Below are 18,685 nucleotides of genomic sequence, written 5' to 3'. Positions count from 1 at the left end.
ACTTCGTAGCAGCTTACGTAGCACTGGGCCAAATAGTTCAGCTTCGCTTCGGAATGAAACCCGGAATCCCGGTCTCCACTACCGCATTGAGTCTCTGTCTAGTTTGGATTTGGTTGATCTTGTCAAAAGCGGTCTTTGGAATAGCGCGGATGTTGAAGTTTTCCTGAGCGCGGGCTGGTGTCTTCGCAGTGGTGAGAACTGCCGTGCCACGTTGGATTGCCCAGGCGAGCAGAATCTGTGCTGGGGTTTGGTTGACTTCCTTTGCGATTGCCAAAATTGCCGGGTCATCGAGAGGGCCCGGCCTTGTTCCATGACCTAAGGGAGCAAATGCCAAGAACACAATGCCCTTCTGTTTGCAGAATTCCAACAACTCTGTTTGTGGAAAATAAGGATGCGATTCAACCTGAACAACGGCAGGTTTAATCCTCGCAGAATTGTAAATGCGCACGAGTTCTTGGAGACGGATATCAGACAATCCAATGGCTCCGCACTTGCCATCGTCAACGAGACTTTCCATAGCCCGCCAGGTGTCGATGAGACTCACGCCTTCGTCGTAAAGGATATTGCCATGTTCATCCCGTGGGTCATAGTCGTCCCCCGGTCGAAACGCAAATGGAGTGTGAACGAGGTAGAGATCTATGAAACTGATTCCGAGCCTGTTCCGACTCGCCTCAAACGCCCGCTCAACACGCTCCGGACGATGGTTGGTATTCCATAGCTTTGTGGTGATAAAAAGATCCTCCCGCGTGATTCCGTCAGCCTTGAGTTTTGCCTGCAATGCTTCGCCTACCTCTCGCTCATTCCCATATCGTTCGGCACAATCGAAGTGTCGAAATCCGACTTCCAAGGCGCTTCTGGTCGCACGTCTTGTCTCGATCGCGTCCGGGATCAATGTGCCAAAGCCGAGAGATGGAATCTTTCCGCTTCCGAAGTTGAGCGGTATTGTTTCAAATCGAAGTTCAGAAGAGCGATCGAATGTCATTTAGAGCTTCTTTCTGGCATGCTACTGAGCGTGTGCACTGTAATTGACGAAGAGACGTTCTAAGTTTGTTTCTCTTGAGAAGAATATACCATCGCTTTTTCATACCGTCCAATATATAGTATAATATCGCTATCATATATTATATAGTATGAAAAAGGAGAGAAACGGTGGAACTCTTGCAGCTCAAATATTTCCTGACCGTTGCACGATTGGAGCACATGACCCGTGCAGCGGATGAGTTGGGGATTGCCCAACCCCCTCTCAGCCAGACCATTGCTCGCTTGGAGGAAGAGTTGGGCGTGCCTTTATTTGACCGTCTGGGGCGAAACATACGCCTGAATCACTTTGGTCAGGCGTATGTCCAGCGCGTTGAGCGCATCTTCGAGGAACTTGAACTGGGCAGGCGTGACCTGAGCGATCTCGCGGATGGCAGGCAAGGACAGATTGGGCTCGCGATGCATGTGGCAACCCACCTGCTTCCAGATCTGCTCAGCGCCTTTCGCAAAGATCACCCGGGCGTTCATTTTTTGCTCTCGGGGCATCAGGCCAATTCCGTCACCAGCCTGGTGCAGCACCTTGCCAGGGGAACATGTGACCTGTGTATCTCCTCTCCTCCACTCCAACAGCCGGGCATCACCAGCGTTCCCCTGCTGACTGAGGATATTTGGCTTGCTTTTCCCTCAGCCCACCCGTTGGCCCGGCGCTCCCAGATTCGTCTGCAGGAGGTTGCCCAGGAAGCCTTTATCAACATGCAGCCAGGGAACGGCTGGCGTGAACTGACCGATAGTTTCTGCCAACAGGCTGGCTTTCGTCCCAGGATCGTTTTTGAAAGTGACGACCCCTCGACGATTCGAGGATTGATCAGAGCGGAGCAAGGCATCGCTTTTGCGCCAGCGATTTCCTGGCACGGATTAGTCGATCCAGCCATCATCCAAATGCCGATTTCAGAGCCGAAGTGTCAGCGTACGATCGGACTCTCCTGGCTGACCGATCGTCGCCTCTCAATGGCGGCACTGCAATTCCGCCAGTTTGTCATTGATTATTTTGCTCGCCTCTCCCTGGCATGATGCGTGTCTTCCATCACGGCATAGACAGTCTCTCTCCTCTGCTTCTGCGCCGGGCTTCCTGGTGAGAGACGTACTGACGACGATGAGCGCTCTTTTCTTTCTCTCTGAGAGAGATGAGCATGAGAAGCCGTTTGAGCGCTTCACATGCCTCACGAGGATTGCTGTGTACATCCCAACATTGCGGGCTCTTGTCCACTTCGGGGCCTTAGCTTAACTTTGTACATTTATGCTAAGAGAGGAGGCATGAAGCAGCCACTGAAGTAAGATAGAAGTTGCTCAAAACCCATCTTACCGAGGAGGTTATCCATCCATGCTCTTACCTGACGCCATTGTAGGGCCATTTCCAACGTTCGTGATTTCAGGGGCAACATGGTTAGAGAGAGTTCAGGGAGAATGCAATAGCCCTGACGCTTGCCCCTCAAGGTATTCGCCTGCGCCTCTGTAGAACGGTCGTTGAACTACGCACACAAGAAAGTATGTCGATATATATCTCTAGCCTTCATACGCATATGGCACTGTGGCATCCTCACAGGAGATACATGTTGCTTTGTACGAGCGAAAGGGAAAAAACCATGGAAAACCAAGACATTCGGACAGCCCTGGATCGGCACTGGGCAGCCTCTGCGGCTGGCGACATTGAAGCGGAACACGAGATCTATCACGATGATGTCCTGGTCGAGTATCCTCAGTCGGGCGAGCGAATCCGTGGTCGCCACAACATTCAGGCCCTTCGCGGACATCACCCGGCGAAGCTGGGCTTCACCATCCGGCGCATCCTTGGCAGCGGCGATCTCTGGATCACCGAGTATGTGCTCAGCTATAACGAGCAGCCAACGCAAACCGTTAGCATTATGGAGTTTTGCGATGGCAAAGTTGCCCACGAGACACAGTACTTTGCTGATCCGTTCGAGCCACCTGCCTGGCGAGCTCAGTGGGTCGAGCATCAGGAGAAATAGTTCAGGAAAACAATGAGGAGCTAAAAATGGCTGTCTGTTCTTCCGCGAATTTACGCGCTTGCATGCGTGTAACAGCCCTTCTGGTGCGGATTTGCATCTTGAGAGATGGTTCATTCCCATGATTGGCCCAAAATTCCCATCATTGACCTTAAAAATTGTCGAACATTCGGGTCTTCCGCTGGTTTGGTGAATCCGCTCACTAGCTTGCAACTTGAAAGAGGGAGTTTTACTGTCCATTCGTCTTTCATACGAAAAAAGTTTGCTTGAAATGCAAAATGGGCCTACTATACAAAGAAAAGAGTATAGGAGAAGAACCATCAATGGCTTATCAGCATACTGCATTGGCATTAGCAAGACGTGATGGAAAATGTCTGTTAGTGAAGCACCATGGGAGTGATCATCTTTCCTGGTGGTTACCTGGTGGCGTGGTAGAGGCAGGAGAAGGGCTGGTAGACGCATTGCAAAGAGAATTGCGTGAAGAAACGGGTTTGCAGCTCGAAGGAACGCCTGTCTTGGCCTTTGTTGTTCAACTGTTTCGGGAGACTGAACAAGGCCTGCGTGAAGCTGGTTTCGCCTTTCATTTTTCTTGCGAAGTGACTGGAGAGATACACCCACAAGATCCCGATGGGCTGGTGCAGCAAGCCCAGTGGAGGGGTGAACAAGAAGTGCTTGAACTTTTGAGCGTGCTTGACTGGTATGATTGTGAGCCACTACGTCGATGGCTCTCTGGAGAAGCAGGTGTCGGAACGGTCTACACTCAAAAGATCGTAAGCAACGTTTGAGCATCACTACAGAGCATGGAGCACGCGCTGGCGCAGCAGTGGGAATCCTGTCCTCCCAAATCCCATCCTTTTAATCAGCTTGAGTTTGTTCACTTTTCCTTCGACGACTCCATTGCTGAGGGGAAGAGTCAGCCCTGCGACGACTGCCGTTTTGTCACGTTCGATGCTTGCCACAAAACGCTGCAACTCGCTGATCTGGCTGGCTCTCACTTTCTCAAGCCAGGCGTCGAGCTGTTCTCCGGTGCGCGTCCGCAACATCTGAGCAAACTGTTGGACCAACTCATACGCCTGATCAACTTCGGAGTGCAGAGACCGAAGCTGGGCTAGCGTTTCTTGTTCGTCTGCCTCAAGGTCGTCAGGGCGGCGAAGAAAAAGGAACACTGCCTGCCGTGCGAGTACCGGAGGATGCGGAAGCTGCTCGGGAGTCTCTTGATTCTTTCTTCCCTCTGGAAGGAAACGGACCAGCTGCTCATAGACTGACCAGTAGGAGTGAGTGTAGCCACGGGCGACGAGTTCTCGATACAACTGAGCAATATTGTGACAGCCAGCTTCCCAACATTGGCGAAGATAGGACAGGTGTGAATCCAGCTCCATCTTTCGTGGGCGCGGTTGTTGTTCTGGGAATGCGCCACAACGCAACCACCGCGAGACGGTAGAATGGGCGACTCCTACCCGCTCAGCGATAGCGGTCTGCGACAAGCCCTGTTGGCGTAAGGTGACAATTTGCTCGTATTTCGCCAAGCGCTCCTCTCGCTTCGCCCAACTCAGCTCGGCTTGCTTCGGCTTCAGCTTCGGCGGATGGATGGGGTGCAAAGTTTCGAGAGGGGTGGCTCTTGATTCCTCAGCCAAGCGGGTCCGATGTGCAGCCAGATGGCGTGCCAGAACTCCCTCCAGATCCTCACCGAGGTTTTTGAGCACATGAAACCGATCCGCACACTGAGTGGCTTGAGGAGCGCCGAGTCGAGTTGCTGCTGCATAATCTTCACCTCGGTCACGGCTTACTATCTCGATTTCTGGGTGACTTCGCATCCAAGCTGCGGATGTCTCAACACGACGATCCGGGAGCAGATCAATAATGGTGTGGGTGGTTAAGTCCACAAGAATCGTCCCATACTTTCGCCTACGGCGAAATGACCAGTCGTCTATTCCTAAGTAGGAAACCTGTGGGGTGAAGCATGGGGCAAGGGCCATGATACGGCGAAGCATGGTAGTGGGTGACGTGTGTATTCCGATAAGGCCAGCGAGACGTGTTCCCAATTCCCCACTCGTAGCAAGTCCGATGGCCTGCGCTGCTTCAAACAGCCGGGTCGTCACCTGCGCATGGGGCTGAACAAAGGGAGGAAGCCTTTCGGTAAAGATTCTTCGAGGGCAATCAGGATTACGGCAGAAGAACTTGCGGACAGAGAGGCGAAGGACAACTGAGCGCCCTCCGCAAGGGACATCACGCAGCGTCCGCTGATACTGGCTGTGGACCTGCGATGAAGCTTGAGCACACAGCGGGCAGCAAGAAGAGGGGCGCACTGAAACCACTCCAACCGAAAGATCAGTACCTTGCGGATGTATCCACTCAATACACAAGCCTTCGGGAAGCGAGAGCAAGGATGGCACTTCCATCAAGACCAAGCTCCTCATGAGGTAACAACGAGGATTATTTTCATCAGGAATATATCATTACCTGTCAAATGTACTTTTTGCAAGTGAGCGGATTCACCAAACCAGCGGAAGACCCCAAGAGTGGTCAAGTTTTGAGGTCACGGGTGATCAATCAGCGCGAAGAGTGATCACCTGTACATTTGTCCCTGGGAAAAGCGCTCTCCATCTGGTATATTTCCTCCATGCACTGTAAATTGTGTCTGGGTATCATCAAGCTGATGGTGATGGTTTTGCTCGTACAGGAGGGACGCCATTAGGCTCGCCAGCTACAGAAGGCATTGATCTCTTCAAAATCGCGAACCGCTCCATTTCGGAGTGGGTTCCCAGCTTCAAGCTGAGCAGCGCGGCGGCACCGGTCAAGCTCCCATTCTGTAGCCAGCTCGAAGAACGATTACTTTTGTGGCTTGAGTACCATCCTCTAGTGGTCAGCTATGCACGTGGCGATATTGGCCCGCAGTTTGCCGCAGCCTATCGACTGCCGATCCCCAAGCACGCGCCGTTCGCCATTGGCTACACGTTCGAGGGGAAACCACACGAGTATCTGCCCAATGTGGTAGGCCGTCTTTCGGACGGAACGCCATTCATTGCCGAGGCGGGCATGGAAGACGATAAACGCAGTGATCGCAACCTTGCCAAAGCCGAGGCTGCTCGCCGTTTGTCACCAGTCGTCCCTCTTTTAAATAAAGGAAACGTATGAACTGTCGTGTAGATAAGGAGCAAAAGAACAGAGTCACCATAATGCCAGACGCTGTATTTGCCGAGCCTAAACTTGCCGAACTCTATGACCTCTTCGAGGGATTGGATCGACCAGACCTTGCTCCATATCTAGCCATGGCAGATGAGTTCCACGCTCATTCTGTTATTGACTTGGGATGCGGAACTGGGAATCTTGCCTGTCGCCTTGCGGCACTTGGAAAAGAGGTCGTTGGCATCGATCCGGCTGCCGCCTCGTTGAGCGTTGCGAAGCGGAAAGCGTATGCCGACCGAGTTCGTTGGATCACGGGTACTGCAAAGCAGCTTCAAGGATTGAGTGCTGACCTCATCACGATGACTGGCAATGTGGCACAAGTATTCGTTACGGACGAGGAATGGATGGCGACTCTTCGCGCGTGTCGCGATGCACTTCGCCCGCATGGGAGGCTTGTCTTTGAGACGCGGAATCCAGATAAGGAAGTATGGAAGGGCTTGAACCGAGAGCAGACCTACACGACGATTGAAGCGCCTGAAATCGGCACGGTCGAGTCCTGGGTGGATTGGGTGAACGTGCAGCTACCGCTCGTCTCTTTTCGCAGCATATACGTATTTCATAAGGACGGGAGCACAATGACATCCGAGTCAACGTTACGGTTCCGCACTCAATCAGAAGTTACAGAGACACTTTCCCGTGCTCAATTAACGGTGGAAGCGGTTCGAGATGCCCCCGACCGCCCCGGCCAAGAGTTCGTCTTTATTGCTCATCAATGAGACGAGCAAGCTTACGAGGTCCAGTACTACGTAAGCTGCTACTTTACTCTTGTTGACTTCTGCTTGAGTAAGGGGTGGAGATCCCATCGTTATTTCCACTCTTCTCTCCTCATACCCCAGGTATGAAGCGGTTTGCTCAAGTCAATATGTCTCAGTGCTCACATGGGAAAGCAAGTGCTTCCATTGGTGTAAATATTGGAATTCGATGAGGTACTCTTTTGGGAACTCTCTGAGGCAATCTTTCCATGGAAAAAGCCCGAAGGGCCTGTGAAGCGATTTTTCTTGATGAAGAATTACCTCAGATAATTGTCGCGCATTACCTCATCGAATTCCAATATTTACACCATTGGAGGGCTAACTAGTAAATTGGGCCAAACTCCTGCGGATTTTAGGGCGAAACCAAGGAAATCGGCGCGAAATCGAGGAATCGAGCATTGGTTGTCTGAACATATGGCTCCAGAAGGGGCTCGCAATACTCGTCATTTGTAAATTCACGGCAAGATGATCGGGAAATTCCCGCCACTTCTCGACCGAAGAAGGCCGAAGGATTGAACGTGCATGCTGTAAATCACGGGATTATGATAGCGGAATTTGTATAATTCCGCTATCATAATCCCGTGATTTACACCAAAAGAGAGGCGTAGTTGACTGTCTTAGCCCTGGCTCTTGATGAGAACTCATTCTGTGATAAAATCTCTTCAAAAAAGGAGACGCTCTCCCATGCCTCATGCAGAATTGCCTGTCGAGAAAATCCTTTCCCTGTTGGGCGAAGGGCCAACACGGATTGCAGCCCTCACCTCCGACCTATCGCCCGCGCAGTTGCGCACATTACCGCATGGGGGAGCGTGGTCCGCTACTGACGTATTGGCCCATCTGCGTTCATGTGCGGATGTGTGGGGTCAGTGTATACATGCAATCTTGGTTGAGGAACAGCCAACTCTTCGTGCCGTCCACCCGTCGGCTTGGGTCAAAGGGGTGGACTATCCCACCTTGGAATTTGAGCCCTCCTTGCAGGCGTACACTGCTCAACGTGCCGAACTCCTGACCCTGCTGGAATCCTTATCTGCCGTCGCATGGTCTCGTACTGCTACGATAACGGGTGCCGGAAAGCCACTCGTTCGCACAGTAAAATTTTACGCCGAATGGCTTGCTACCCATGAGCGTTCGCACTACAAGCAATTCAAGCAGTTACACCGAGCCTTTTCGTGAGGGCCTCCAAGAGCTTTTGGTTAGGACCGCAAAGGAACATGAGCTATGAGATCGTGATGAACAGAATGAAGAGGAAAGAAACCAGATGAGGAGCGATTTCTCCAGGGCTGGATGGTCAATTTCGACTCTTCGCGTTAAGTGGGCAATGCGCCCTGCTCATATACATCCGAAAGGTCAGCATGGGCATCCTCAGGAGAAACCCCTATTTACCGCGTAACGCAGCCAGGTCGGGATCGCTCTTTGAGCGCTCTTCGAGTTCGGGAGCGGATGTCAACGCTTCCAGGAGAAGAGCGTGAGCTTTCTCCAACTGGTTCTGCTGCGTGTAGAAGCTGGCCAGATTATAGAGAAACCACCCTTTCACCCATTGCGGTACCTGAGCCTGAAGGATTCTGCTAGCACACCTCTCACGGACCTCAATCGCCTTCGGGAGATCATTATGGTCGAGATAGTACTGTGCGAGATGCTCTTGTTCGTGCTCGTAGAGAGCACCAAGGAAGGTTGTATACAGCGGATGTTCTCCAGAAATTTTGGGGAAGCGCGTGGAGGTCAGATCGTCTTCGCTCAGTTGCTCGGTCAAAGCAAAGAGTTCGGCGTAGGTCCGCTCAGAGTCCGCCTGAATCTCTGACGCGGAGCGCTTCTGTTGCTTCCCATACGTCGTCGCGTTCAGGTGTTCTTCATCCTCATCGCTCGATGGTATGTCCTGATGCTGTAGAAGGGCCGTCAACTTCCGGATGAGGTTCTGACGCCAGAATGTCCTATGAGCGATGTGATCTTTAGCGGACCAGCGTTCCCACGTCCCATCCGCATCGCGCTCAGTCTCGCTCATCCCCTGCCAAAACGCTTCTTCATCGAGCCGCCCCTGCCGCAAAAGGTCGAGGACAATAGCCTTAAAATTCTGTGAGATCATTGAAATACCCTTTCTTGTCTCGCAACAATACATTTCTCTTACCAGAAGTATCTCACAGTAACAGGACAATTTTGGCCCGCTTTGTGTAAATTACGGGATTGTGATAGCGGAATTATACAAATTCCGCTATCACAATCCCGTAATTTACAGCCTTTGCCATGGCCGCTGAAATTGAGCGTGACTTGATTTCCCAACGTACCACGGAGGCGCTAGCTGCTCGCAAACAGCAAGGGATGCCGCTGGGCCGCCCCAGAGGTGTCGGCAAAAGCAAGCTGGACGCGCATCAGGTGGAAATCACGGCACTCCTCAAACGGAGCGACGAAGACCTGGATTGCCAAGAAATATGGGACTACGCGTCGAAATCTGAGCCACTGGATGAAGCAGCATCAGATAGCAGCCGAACATGGAGAATGAGCAGGAATGGTGCTGACAGCCCATCGGTTAGTTTTATATGTAGAAAAACATAACTCCTCATCATGCTTCTAGGGCGGACAATACGCACTGCTCTCTTGCCAATGCTTAGTGGGGAAAACGAGGAGTAAAAATGTTGGGGGCCTGAATATCCAGAAGGCAGTGGAAAAAGGTTTAAAGGATCGCATAAGCCGTTCATATCCAAAGACCTTTATGACCTCGTACAGGAAGTGTGTGGTATTCAGAACGTTTTACACGCTAGACCTACTCGCCGAGGTCTTGTGCAAGCCACCCTGAGGTATCGAGGCGAAGGGGATCAGTGCCAACCAGCTCTGCCAGATGTTTCTCTATTTCCTCGAGCTGGGTGGTACCGATCTGCCGAGCCCATGTATTGCGTAACTCATCAAAGATCTCTTCAGCTTCTCGCAGCATGTCGAATCCGCGTGCGGTGACACAAAGGCGTTTGCGGCGAGCGTCTACTGGATCTACTTCACGCACAACGTATCCGCGCCTTTCAAGTACCCCAATGGTTTTCGCCGCCGCTTGTTTTGAGACCGCTAGACGCCGACTTAGCTCTGAAGCGTTGTCAGCACCCGAGGCAATAGCCCGAATTGCGAAATCGTGAACGGGACGAACATCCTCGTAGCCGCGGGCGGCAAGCTCAACGTGCGCGGCGTCCACCAGTGAACGATAACCGCCAATTAAAAGCATAGTGAGAGTAGCACCTGAACGAGACATAGTTTACCGATAGTAACATAGCTAACGGAGATCGTCAAGGCTACCATATTCCAAATCAGGGCAATCGCATCTAAAATTTTTTGAAAAAGGAGGTGGTAGAATAGGAGCCAAAAACGGGGAGCCAGGGAATGGATAGAGGCAAAGGAATAAATATACCACATGGACCTCACTGTGGCCGACCTCTGCTTCGTTGAGCGCGGCTTTTCAGGGCTTGTTTGTCCGGTTACACCACCCTAGCCCTAGCTAGCTTGTACTGGTAATGTTCAAAAATGCGATGATGGGCTGACCAGTCACGTTTCGTATGGTATAACGTCTCTAAACAGCCATTGTTTGACGAAAAGCAGGAATATGTTGATGGACAAAAAACGCAGAAACATAGTGATCGCAGGATTGGTTACAGGCAGCGTATTTCTCGGTGGAGGGGTGGTAGGGCGCAATATGCTGAGGATGGTACTTCAGCAGAAGAACTCCCATCCATCTCTTAGATCAGTTAAAGAGCGCTTCTCCTTTGATCTCCCCTCACAAACACCCAAGCAATTAGGGTGGTCACCTGATAGCCAGTTTCTGGCCGCATTAACGCAATCAGGCGAGCAGGAGGATGTGCGTGTTTGGGATATACAAGGACATACAATGATCCTGAATACTTCATTCCCTCTCAACCAATCACCAGCTTGGTCGAATGCCGTGAATCAGTCTTTGGCCTGGTCGCCAGACGGAAAATGGCTCGCTCTTGCTTCATCTGATGGAATACGTCTTTGGAGTCGGCAGGGTGGCAAGCTTGCCGAGGTCCAGATGATAGAGAAAGAGAAGAGGTCAGCCGTTGTTTCCCAGGATTTTCGATCTACGCTTGCCTGGTCTCCAGATGGCAGAACGCTCGCGTATACAGCAGGCCGGACGATCTACCTCTATGATATCCAGAAACGGATGTTGGTTGGAGCATATCACAGGCATGAGCAGGAACAATCAGGAGATAGCATCTCAGTCGAAGGTTTTACGATGGTGTGGTCTCCAGATGGCACCTTTCTTGCATCGGCTGGGAGTATCACCCCGATTAACACCCATTCATTACACATCTGGCATGCGGCTACTTTCAATACCGTAGAGGTTTTGCAACCGCTTGTGGAAGGGTATGATTGGCTCCAATGGTCACCCAACAGCAAATACCTAGGTTTTGGGAACAGTAGACAGATGTGGATGTATAATCTTCCCATCAGAAAAACGAAGTTGGAGAGCAAGGTATTTGTTCTCGGGTTACCGGCAACTTGGTCGCCAGATTCACAGCGTTTTGCCTTATTTCAAAAAGAAGATTTTGTCTTTCTGGATAGAACAACTATTCAGGTAAGAGATTTCGAAACGGACAAGGTCATCTACACGTGCTCATTGGATGATCCGAATACCTTGACCTGGTCACCCGATGGCCGCTTCCTGGCTGCAATGAATTATACCCGGCGAGATAGTGATCTGAGTCCACAGGCGTCTGCAATTCATTGGTACGACGCTGCCAATGGCGTCGAACTAGCGTCCATAGAGCCTTCTCGTATGTTAGAGCATCTACTCTGGTCGCCCAATGGGGGGGCAATTAGCTGCTTATACCGCAACGAACAATACCATGGGGCTATGGGTCTATACAATCGACTCATAGTCAGATGCATAGTCACCATCGATGTAATAGGCACACAAACGGAGATTGCGGCGCAGACCATCGATCAAGAAGGCGACTATACCCTGGCGCTGAAGAAGAATCAGGGCACGCTTTACCAGGAGGTCAAAAAGACCTTTGCCCTCGCCCAAGCAGAGGCTTCGCCCACGTGCAGCATCAGTTTCACCAGACGGTGAATAAGGGACATGGTCGTCTGGAAATGCGAAGATACAGGAGCAGTCGGCTAGCCTCGGCATCAAAGCGAAGCGGCTCAAGGCGGCTTTGAGCACGGACTATCTTCAGCGGGTTTTGGGGCTGTGAATTTAGATGCGATTGCCCTGTATTCCAAATTGCCCCTCTCAAATCCTTTCGCTATTGGTAAATACCCCACGAAGTGGACGGATTTGGCCCGCAAACCTGAAACATTGCCCCGAATCTTGAGCACCGGGACAAACGTTCCTGGACCAACCCGCTTCTCATCTGATATCCTCCCTGGAGGAGTTGTAAATTGCGTTCGTGCATCACGAACTGATTGACCCTAAGAGCGCTGGTCAGCCACTGGAAAAACGGACTGGAGCGTGGTTAGAGGATAATTGTCGTTCATCGCGCGTCGCGCTAGGGCCAAATTGAAGAAATTGAACAAAGGGAGAAACAGATGAAAGAACGAGACGAACGAGACACGCCAGAAGTCGGTGAATGTTCCTTTATCGATAGGCAGGCCGTGGGCGGGAAACCCGCCCACACGGAATCGAAGGAGGATAAGGGAACCGGGTCGGAATCGACGCCGCGCCTCCAACGACCCATGCCAGACCTTCAGTTGGTCCGCCTCGACCACGCGCCTGCCCTGCTTGCGTTCGAGCGGGAGAATCGGGCCTACTTCGCGGCGGTGATACCGGATCGGGGGGACGAGTTCTTCGCCGAGTTCGACGCGCGGCATGCGCAACTGCTCGCGTCGCAGACCGCTGGGACGGATTACTTCTACCTGCTGGTGGCCGAGGGCGGCGAGGTGGTGGGGCGGGTGAACCTGTTCAAAGTGGCAGACGGGTCGGCGGAACTCGGGTACCGGATCGCGCAAAAGGCCGCGGGGCAAGGACTGGCCACAGCGGTGGTGCGTAAGGTGCGCGAGCTCGCCGCCACAGAGTACAGACTCAGCAGGCTGCGTGCGAGGGTCACGCTGGACAATCCGGCCTCGCGCAAAGTACTTGAACACAACGGATTCGTCGCTGGAGGTTCGCTCACGCTCAACGGCAAGCCAGCCAGGTCCTACATCTGCGAGCTCCGGTGACGCAACGCACTCGCCGCATGACTAACCGTCAGATCACGAGCTCTTGTTTCGCCCCAATTTACAAAATCTCAGTGAAAGAAGCCAGACGAGAAGCGGGTTGGTCCAGGAACGTTTGTCCCGGTGCTCAAGATTCGGGGCAATGTTTCAGGTTTGCGTGCCAAATCCGTCCACTTCGTGGGGTATTTACCAATTATCGCCAATGTTGTTTCTCTGAATTCTCTCTGTGAAAGGAATACCTCCAATGCGCAAAAAAAAACATGGTGATCCTTACGGTCTTCAGTATGGGGCTCGGCCTCCCCGGCGCGTACTTTCAAGCGATTGTCTCGGCGGAGTGTGATGGCCACTGTTTTGGGTCGGGCTGGCCCACTCCCCCACTCCTCTATGTATGGTTTCCGCTTTTTCTTCTCGGCTTTATGCTCGGTTTTGCGGCCTGGACCGTTCTTTTCGCCACACAAATCAGCCAGCGGAAATGGGCGTAGATGGGCCTCACGCTCATCAGTGGGGCGCTAGGTTTCTTTGGATTTTGGGGGGCCTTTTTTGGTGCTCCTGAAGCTACGTTCCTCCTGCTTGTTTCCATCATGTATGTGCTGATTGCTCTGCTCGTCGCACCAGAGGCATCGTTCTGGTACGGTCCCAACCGGGCGTAATGCAGCGTTTTCTCAATGCTCGTCCAGTTTGATCCAATGGACACCTCCAGGAGACTCAGCACCTTCCGTGGCAAGAAGGACACCTCGCGGGCAAGATCCGTGCCGCTTGTCGCTAGTGCCAATGGGCTGCGTCTCCACGTGTTCTGGCAGCAAGAAGGTTCTCCCTATCGAAAAACTCGCAGATGATGTATTTTCAATACTTCATGCTGATACTCAAGATGAGAAGCAGTTTGTTCAGGGGACGCGTGTCCTGATGCTCAAGATTGAGGGCAATATTCCACGTTTGAGGGCCAAACTGGCTCACTTTGTAGGGAATTTACCAGCTATTTGTTGCAACGAGGCTTGTTGCTTCATGGACTTCCTGACATATCGTTTCAGCATAGTGTCGTCTATCAGATCTCTCATCACGTGAGCATGTATCGTTGAAGCTCTATTCCTTCACCAGAAGTTTTGAAGCTGAGTGTTTAGTATCTCGTGGCAATGCTGCTTGACAAAGACAACCGGGTTGTCTATTATAGACAATAGATAATAGACAACCTGGTTGTCGAATTAAACTATAGGGGAGATTTATGAGTGACAATAAAATAGGTGCTGCGCTGACTGGTATCTCGCATCATCACGCAAAAGTGAACGGAACACAGCTTCACTACGTATCAGCAGGGACTACTGGCTCTCCAGTCTTACTCGTGCATGGCTTTCCTGAAACGTGGTGGACTTTTCGCAAACTTCTTCCACTGCTAGCCGAGAATCACCGTGTCTTCGCTGTCGACCTGCGTGGTTTCGGTGACTCTGATAACGGGCCTGGTACGTACGACAGCAAGACCTCTGCCGAAGACCTGCACCTTCTCATCGAAGAGCTCAGCGTTGGTCCAGTACATCTCACAGGCCAGGACATCAGTGGGGCGACCGTCTTCCGCCTCGCGGCCACCCACCCGAAAGACGTGCTCAGCTTTACCGCGATCGAGACGGGCCTGCCCGGGTTCGGCGCGGAGAGGCTGGCCGATGTCACACACGGGGGTACCTGGTACATCGGCGTTCTTGTCGCTCCGCATATTCCCGAGATGCTGCTCACTGGCCGCGAGCGCGAGTTCTTTGGACAATTCGTATTCCCAGCCATGAGCGTGACACCAGGAGCGATCACCGAAGCTGACATCGACGAGTTCGTACGCACCTACTCCCGCCCCGCAGGCTGGCGCGGAGCGATTGGCCTCTACCAGTCGATGCTCCAGGAGGGCGCAGACATTGCAGCTCTCGTCGCCACTCACAAACTGAGCATGCCTGTGCTGGCAATCGGAGCCAGAGGCGGTGAGTTCACCTTCGCAACGATGAGCCAGGTAGCATCGGGCCAAGTCCGGTCGGTCTCCCTCGATGGCGTTGGCCACTATGCAGCTCTGGAGGCACCCGAGAAGGTGGCAGATGCTCTTCTCGAATTCTTCAACAGCATCGATGCGGATCGATAAATCTGTAAATTACGGGATTGTGATAGCGGAATTTGTATAATTCCGCTATCACAATCCCGTAATTTACATGCTGGTCTCCCGAATTTACAGAAACAGCGTACAACAAGCTGCTTCAGAAGCGGCGTTCTCAGGCGATGAATGGTCAATTCCTCGGTTTCGCGCCGATTTCCTTGGTTTCGCCCTAAAATCTGTGTGAGTTTGACCCAATTTACTACTAACCTTGCTTACTTGGCAGGCATTTACCAACTGCGTACTTGAGCGAGCTGGAACGCCGTGCTGCGCTCGTACCTTAGTTCTTCATTTACAAGATACCGAGGGCAGAAGCTAGATAGGAAGCGCTTTTTCAAACGGCAATGATTATGTTGATCACTCTTCGCGCTAATTGATCACCCGTGGCCTCAAAACTTGACCACTCTTGGCCTTATTTACCACCAGCTTCTCAGGAGTTTTTGGTCGGGGCGTATTGTTTGCAAGGAACGCCCATAACCGGTAGAAGCAAAAACAAAACTTCGCAAAAGTCTGTGAGTGAAAAAGGAGAGCCAATCCAGGGGAAGAAAAGCCATCGAAAACGGTAGTGTTGCAAAAAATTTAGAACCGAGAAAATGAAGTAAGTAATTACGGTACAAGAATCATTTTCGTAGAGAAAGGGTGAGCATTCTGCACCTTTTTCCTCATGAAATATGTCGTGTGCACTTCCATTTGCTGAGCTTTAATTTTTTTGCAACACTACCGGAAACCCTCCTGCCGGGGTATGGGGTGTCCCTCCTAATTACTGGTTAGCAGCTCGTTGCGCAAGTCGTGGGAATAATCTCAACCCTGGGATAGCCGGAATCCACCGCTTGCAACACATGCTCGCGGAAATCCTGAGAATATGCCTTCATCACCTGGCTCCTGCAAAGAAATGAGACGGAACAAAAAGACAGCGATGGCGCGTCGAGTCTGCATCCCTTTGAGCAGACCCGACGCACTGAGAGCGCCCGCCTCTACGCCCCCTTAACCAACCTTCTCCATTTTCCACGGCTGGGTGATCAGCCCCACCAGGAGAGCAGCACCCATGCCCACGAGGAACGGACCCACGCCAATTACATTCGCCTGACTCCACGCAAACAACGGGATCGCCGCAGGGAACAGGAGCCATGCCCCGATGACGCCGAGCAACAATACACCAAGGTTCACGCCCAGCCTCAGTCCGCGTCCAATCTGGGAACGAGGACCTTGCTGGGTGCTCCAGTCATCGGCGAGGCGCCTCTTAACCTGCTGAAGGTGCGCGAGGCTATGGACCGCCATCAACGGAAGCCAGGGCAGTGCGCTAAACACATGTGCCAGAAGGAACGGCTGGGTCGGGCCGGTTACGACAAGTCCAATCCCACTGCCAACCATCACCAGGGTGGTGACGAGCAGCATCGGACCGAGCACGCGCAGGACCAGGGGCGGCGGTCCCCGGCGTACGTAGGCGGGTGTCCTGGTGTAGTAGCGCAGAAAACGCCAGCCCGTTGAGCCCATCTTCACCAGGAGCGGGCCAACAAGCAGGACTCCGACAACGGTATGGGCGGGAAGCCAGATGCGTAGGAACGCTGACGTCACCAGTTCCACGATGATCAGCACCAGGAGTACGAGGCTGACCAGCGCCGTGAGCCGCTCATTGCCGATCACCCCCACATGCTTTTCCTCATCCTTGTGCTCCAGATGCATCGCTGCGGATGTATGCTCAGGGAACTCGTTTCCAGGTATGTGTGCAGGCATGACGCTTCTTTTCCTCTGCTATGCATTGATATCTTGCCGTCGGAAGGCCACGAAACTGCCCACGACAAAGACCGTCATCCACAGAGCCGCGACCAGCAAGGCAGCGGCATAGCCCTGGGGAGGGATGGGACCAACGTCGGTGGGAAACACCGAGCCGGGCAAAAAGTTGAAGGTGCGGATCGGGAACCACCTCGATCCCTCATTCCACACCATCGCAATGATGCCCTCCGGGACCAGGACGTAGGCCAGGGAGACTCCAACTGCTATGCCTGTTGAGCGCGTCAGGACCGCGATCAGCATGCCCAACAGGCAAACCCCGACGAGACAGAGCACCTCGTTGCCAAAGAAGGCAAGCCAGGCACTCAGCCCTGCCGACGAGGTCCAGGCAGCGGTCTGGACTCCTTGTGCGCCTGCTGTGACGAGAACAAGGACGCTACTTGCAACCAGGGTCAGCGTCATGGAACAGAGCACAAAGAGCAGCAATGCCAGCATTTTGCCGACGAGCAGAGGCAGGCGGCGAGGCTCGCGCACCAGCAAGTTGCGCCAGGTGCCCTGGGACCACTCAGCAGCAAGATTCACCGTGACCATGATCAGCGAGACGACAATGATGAATGAGCGCGCCTGTCCCACCATCGTAATCAGCCCCAGCGAGGTGGGAAACGCCTGGGCGAGAGGTGCTACCTCCGATCCAGTGGCGCCAGAGGTGATTTGATGGAAGGTCAGGTAGGCAAAAAAGGCGCTGGGAACAAGCATGATCCCTGCCCCGGCGAACATACTCCAGCGGCGACACTTGAGCAGCTCACTGCGAAACACGCGCACGATGGGAGTTAGAAGGGTCATTGGTGTTCTCCTTTCACCAGCGCCAGGAAACGCTCTTCAAAACTGGCCCCGTGATGCTGGTCCAGGAAAGCGCGGGCGGGGCCATTGTAGAGCGCCTTGCCTTGATGGAGCATGACCAACCAATCCGCGACCTGCTCCAGTTCTCCCAGCAAGTGGCTGCTGAGGAAGATGGTCTTGCCCTGCTCGCGCAGACGGCGCAACAGATCGCGGGTCGCGATGATGCCCAGGGGATCGAGGCCATTGGCCGGTTCACCCAGGATCAACAGGTCGGGATCGGGAAGCAGCGCCATAGCGACCCCGAGCCGCTGCTTCATGCCCAAAGAATAGCTCCCAACACGGTCACGCGCTCGATCAGCAAGCTCCACCAGGTCGAGCACCTCACGCACGCGGGAACTGGGGTAGCCGCCAAGGCGGGCAAGTACTTCCAGATTGGCCTGCCCGGAGAGACTCGGATAGAAGGCAGGCGCTTCGATCAGTGCCCCAACACGCGGGAGATAGCCAAGCGAATTGCTCAGCGGCTGGCCCAAAATCGTTGCACTTCCTGCGTCTGGTCGGACCAGTCTGAGCAGCAGGCGAATGGTGGTCGTTTTCCCGGCCCCATTGGGACCGATAAAACCAGCGATGGTTCCTGCAGGAACGCTGATGGTGAGTCCATCGACGGCGGTCAGCTTCCCAAAATGCTTGCTCAAGCCATGCGTCTCAATGGCGAAGGCGCCCGAGGCGCTGTCTGGAGCCGAACCCGTGGAAGGTCGCGTCTGGGATGCCGGAAGTCGATCAGGAGAAAGGGACATAGGCACCTCCTTGTGTTGGCCTCCCACCTGGGAGGACGGAGAAACCATGGGATCTCATGGTGCAATCATTCCTTTCTGGAAGAAGAGACTCTCTCGACCAGATGCGCGTGT

General features: G+C 53.1%; 18 protein-coding genes. 11 read left to right on the top strand and 7 right to left on the bottom strand.

The window, feature by feature from the left end:
• Positions 1–37: 37 nt before the first annotated feature.
• Complete coding sequence (locus KTE_RS34270) at positions 38–982, bottom strand: aldo/keto reductase (RefSeq protein WP_201389631.1); 945 nt, start codon at positions 980–982, stop codon at positions 38–40.
• 167 nt (positions 983–1,149) lie between these two features.
• Between KTE_RS34270 and KTE_RS34265 the strand changes: the two genes are divergently transcribed.
• The 3 genes from KTE_RS34265 (at position 1,150) to KTE_RS34255 (ending at position 3,787) form a co-directional block, all read left to right on the top strand.
• A complete protein-coding gene (locus KTE_RS34265) occupies positions 1,150–2,049 on the top strand; it encodes a LysR family transcriptional regulator (RefSeq protein WP_201389628.1) in 900 nt (299 codons plus the stop codon).
• A gap of 572 nt (positions 2,050–2,621) precedes the next feature.
• The gene (locus tag KTE_RS34260) at positions 2,622–3,005 is read left to right on the top strand and encodes a nuclear transport factor 2 family protein (protein ID WP_201389626.1); all 384 of its coding nucleotides are present in this window, start codon (positions 2,622–2,624) and stop codon (positions 3,003–3,005) included.
• A 263-nt stretch (positions 3,006–3,268) separates the two neighbouring features.
• Positions 3,269–3,787, top strand: coding sequence for an NUDIX hydrolase (locus KTE_RS34255; protein WP_201389624.1), 519 nt, complete (start codon positions 3,269–3,271; stop codon positions 3,785–3,787).
• 6 nt (positions 3,788–3,793) lie between these two features.
• Here KTE_RS34255 and KTE_RS34250 read toward each other — a convergent pair whose 3' ends face one another.
• Positions 3,794–5,401, bottom strand: a complete 1,608-nt coding sequence (locus tag KTE_RS34250; RefSeq protein ID WP_201389622.1) for an ISL3 family transposase — start codon at positions 5,399–5,401, stop codon at positions 3,794–3,796.
• Between the two features lie 235 nt (positions 5,402–5,636).
• Here KTE_RS34250 and KTE_RS34245 point away from each other — a divergent pair, with 235 nt between their 5' ends.
• The 3 genes from KTE_RS34245 to KTE_RS34235 all read left to right on the top strand — a co-directional run bounded on the left by KTE_RS34245 (position 5,637) and on the right by KTE_RS34235 (position 8,113).
• Entirely contained in the window at positions 5,637–6,137 is a 501-nt protein-coding gene (locus tag KTE_RS34245) for a hypothetical protein (RefSeq protein WP_201389620.1), read from the top strand.
• On the top strand, positions 6,134–6,904 hold the full coding sequence (locus tag KTE_RS34240; protein WP_236600792.1) for a bifunctional 2-polyprenyl-6-hydroxyphenol methylase/3-demethylubiquinol 3-O-methyltransferase UbiG: 771 nt from the start codon (positions 6,134–6,136) through the stop codon (positions 6,902–6,904). Before KTE_RS34245 ends, KTE_RS34240 begins: the two co-directional genes overlap by 4 nt.
• A 720-nt stretch (positions 6,905–7,624) precedes the next feature.
• The gene (locus KTE_RS34235) at positions 7,625–8,113 is read left to right on the top strand and encodes a DinB family protein (RefSeq protein ID WP_201389618.1); all 489 of its coding nucleotides are present in this window, start codon (positions 7,625–7,627) and stop codon (positions 8,111–8,113) included.
• A gap of 202 nt (positions 8,114–8,315) precedes the next feature.
• Here the strand turns inward: KTE_RS34235 and KTE_RS34230 are convergent, their stop codons facing one another.
• Both KTE_RS34230 and KTE_RS34225 read right to left on the bottom strand, forming a co-directional pair.
• Entirely contained in the window at positions 8,316–9,020 is a 705-nt protein-coding gene (locus KTE_RS34230; RefSeq protein ID WP_201389617.1) for a DinB family protein, read from the bottom strand.
• Positions 9,021–9,695: 675 nt separating this feature from the next.
• Entirely contained in the window at positions 9,696–10,169 is a 474-nt protein-coding gene (locus KTE_RS34225; protein ID WP_374226836.1) for a MarR family winged helix-turn-helix transcriptional regulator, read from the bottom strand.
• A gap of 354 nt (positions 10,170–10,523) precedes the next feature.
• Between KTE_RS34225 and KTE_RS34220 the strand changes: the two genes are divergently transcribed.
• From KTE_RS34220 to KTE_RS34200, 5 genes are all read left to right on the top strand, one after another.
• Entirely contained in the window at positions 10,524–12,005 is a 1,482-nt protein-coding gene (locus KTE_RS34220) for a PD40 domain-containing protein (RefSeq protein WP_201389613.1), read from the top strand.
• Between the two features lie 458 nt (positions 12,006–12,463).
• Positions 12,464–13,093: a GNAT family N-acetyltransferase gene (locus KTE_RS34215; protein WP_201389612.1), complete on the top strand. Its 630-nt coding sequence runs from the start codon at positions 12,464–12,466 to the stop codon at positions 13,091–13,093.
• Between the two features lie 257 nt (positions 13,094–13,350).
• The gene (locus KTE_RS34210) at positions 13,351–13,572 is read left to right on the top strand and encodes a hypothetical protein (protein WP_201389610.1); all 222 of its coding nucleotides are present in this window, start codon (positions 13,351–13,353) and stop codon (positions 13,570–13,572) included.
• Complete coding sequence (locus tag KTE_RS34205) at positions 13,573–13,740, top strand: hypothetical protein (protein WP_201389608.1); 168 nt, start codon at positions 13,573–13,575, stop codon at positions 13,738–13,740.
• 569 nt (positions 13,741–14,309) lie between these two features.
• Positions 14,310–15,200 carry an alpha/beta fold hydrolase gene (locus KTE_RS34200; RefSeq protein WP_201389606.1) on the top strand — a complete coding sequence of 297 codons (891 nt, stop codon included), beginning with the start codon at positions 14,310–14,312 and terminating at the stop codon, positions 15,198–15,200.
• Positions 15,201–16,193: 993 nt separating this feature from the next.
• Here the strand turns inward: KTE_RS34200 and KTE_RS34195 are convergent.
• The 3 genes from KTE_RS34195 to KTE_RS34185 are packed head-to-tail and all read right to left on the bottom strand — an operon-like array spanning position 16,194 to position 18,574.
• Entirely contained in the window at positions 16,194–16,943 is a 750-nt protein-coding gene (locus KTE_RS34195) for a hypothetical protein (protein WP_201389604.1), read from the bottom strand.
• Between the two features lie 18 nt (positions 16,944–16,961).
• Positions 16,962–17,783, bottom strand: coding sequence for an ABC transporter permease (locus KTE_RS34190; protein ID WP_201389602.1), 822 nt, complete (start codon positions 17,781–17,783; stop codon positions 16,962–16,964).
• Positions 17,780–18,574: an ABC transporter ATP-binding protein gene (locus tag KTE_RS34185; protein ID WP_201389600.1), complete on the bottom strand. Its 795-nt coding sequence runs from the start codon at positions 18,572–18,574 to the stop codon at positions 17,780–17,782. The genes KTE_RS34190 and KTE_RS34185 overlap by 4 nt, the downstream gene beginning before the upstream one ends.
• Between the last annotated feature and the right edge of the window lie 111 nt (positions 18,575–18,685).

Source organism: Ktedonobacter sp. SOSP1-85 (assembly GCF_016587415.1).
Lineage (GTDB): Bacteria > Chloroflexota > Ktedonobacteria > Ktedonobacterales > Ktedonobacteraceae > Ktedonobacter.
This window is presented reverse-complemented; position numbering and strand designations above follow the sequence as displayed.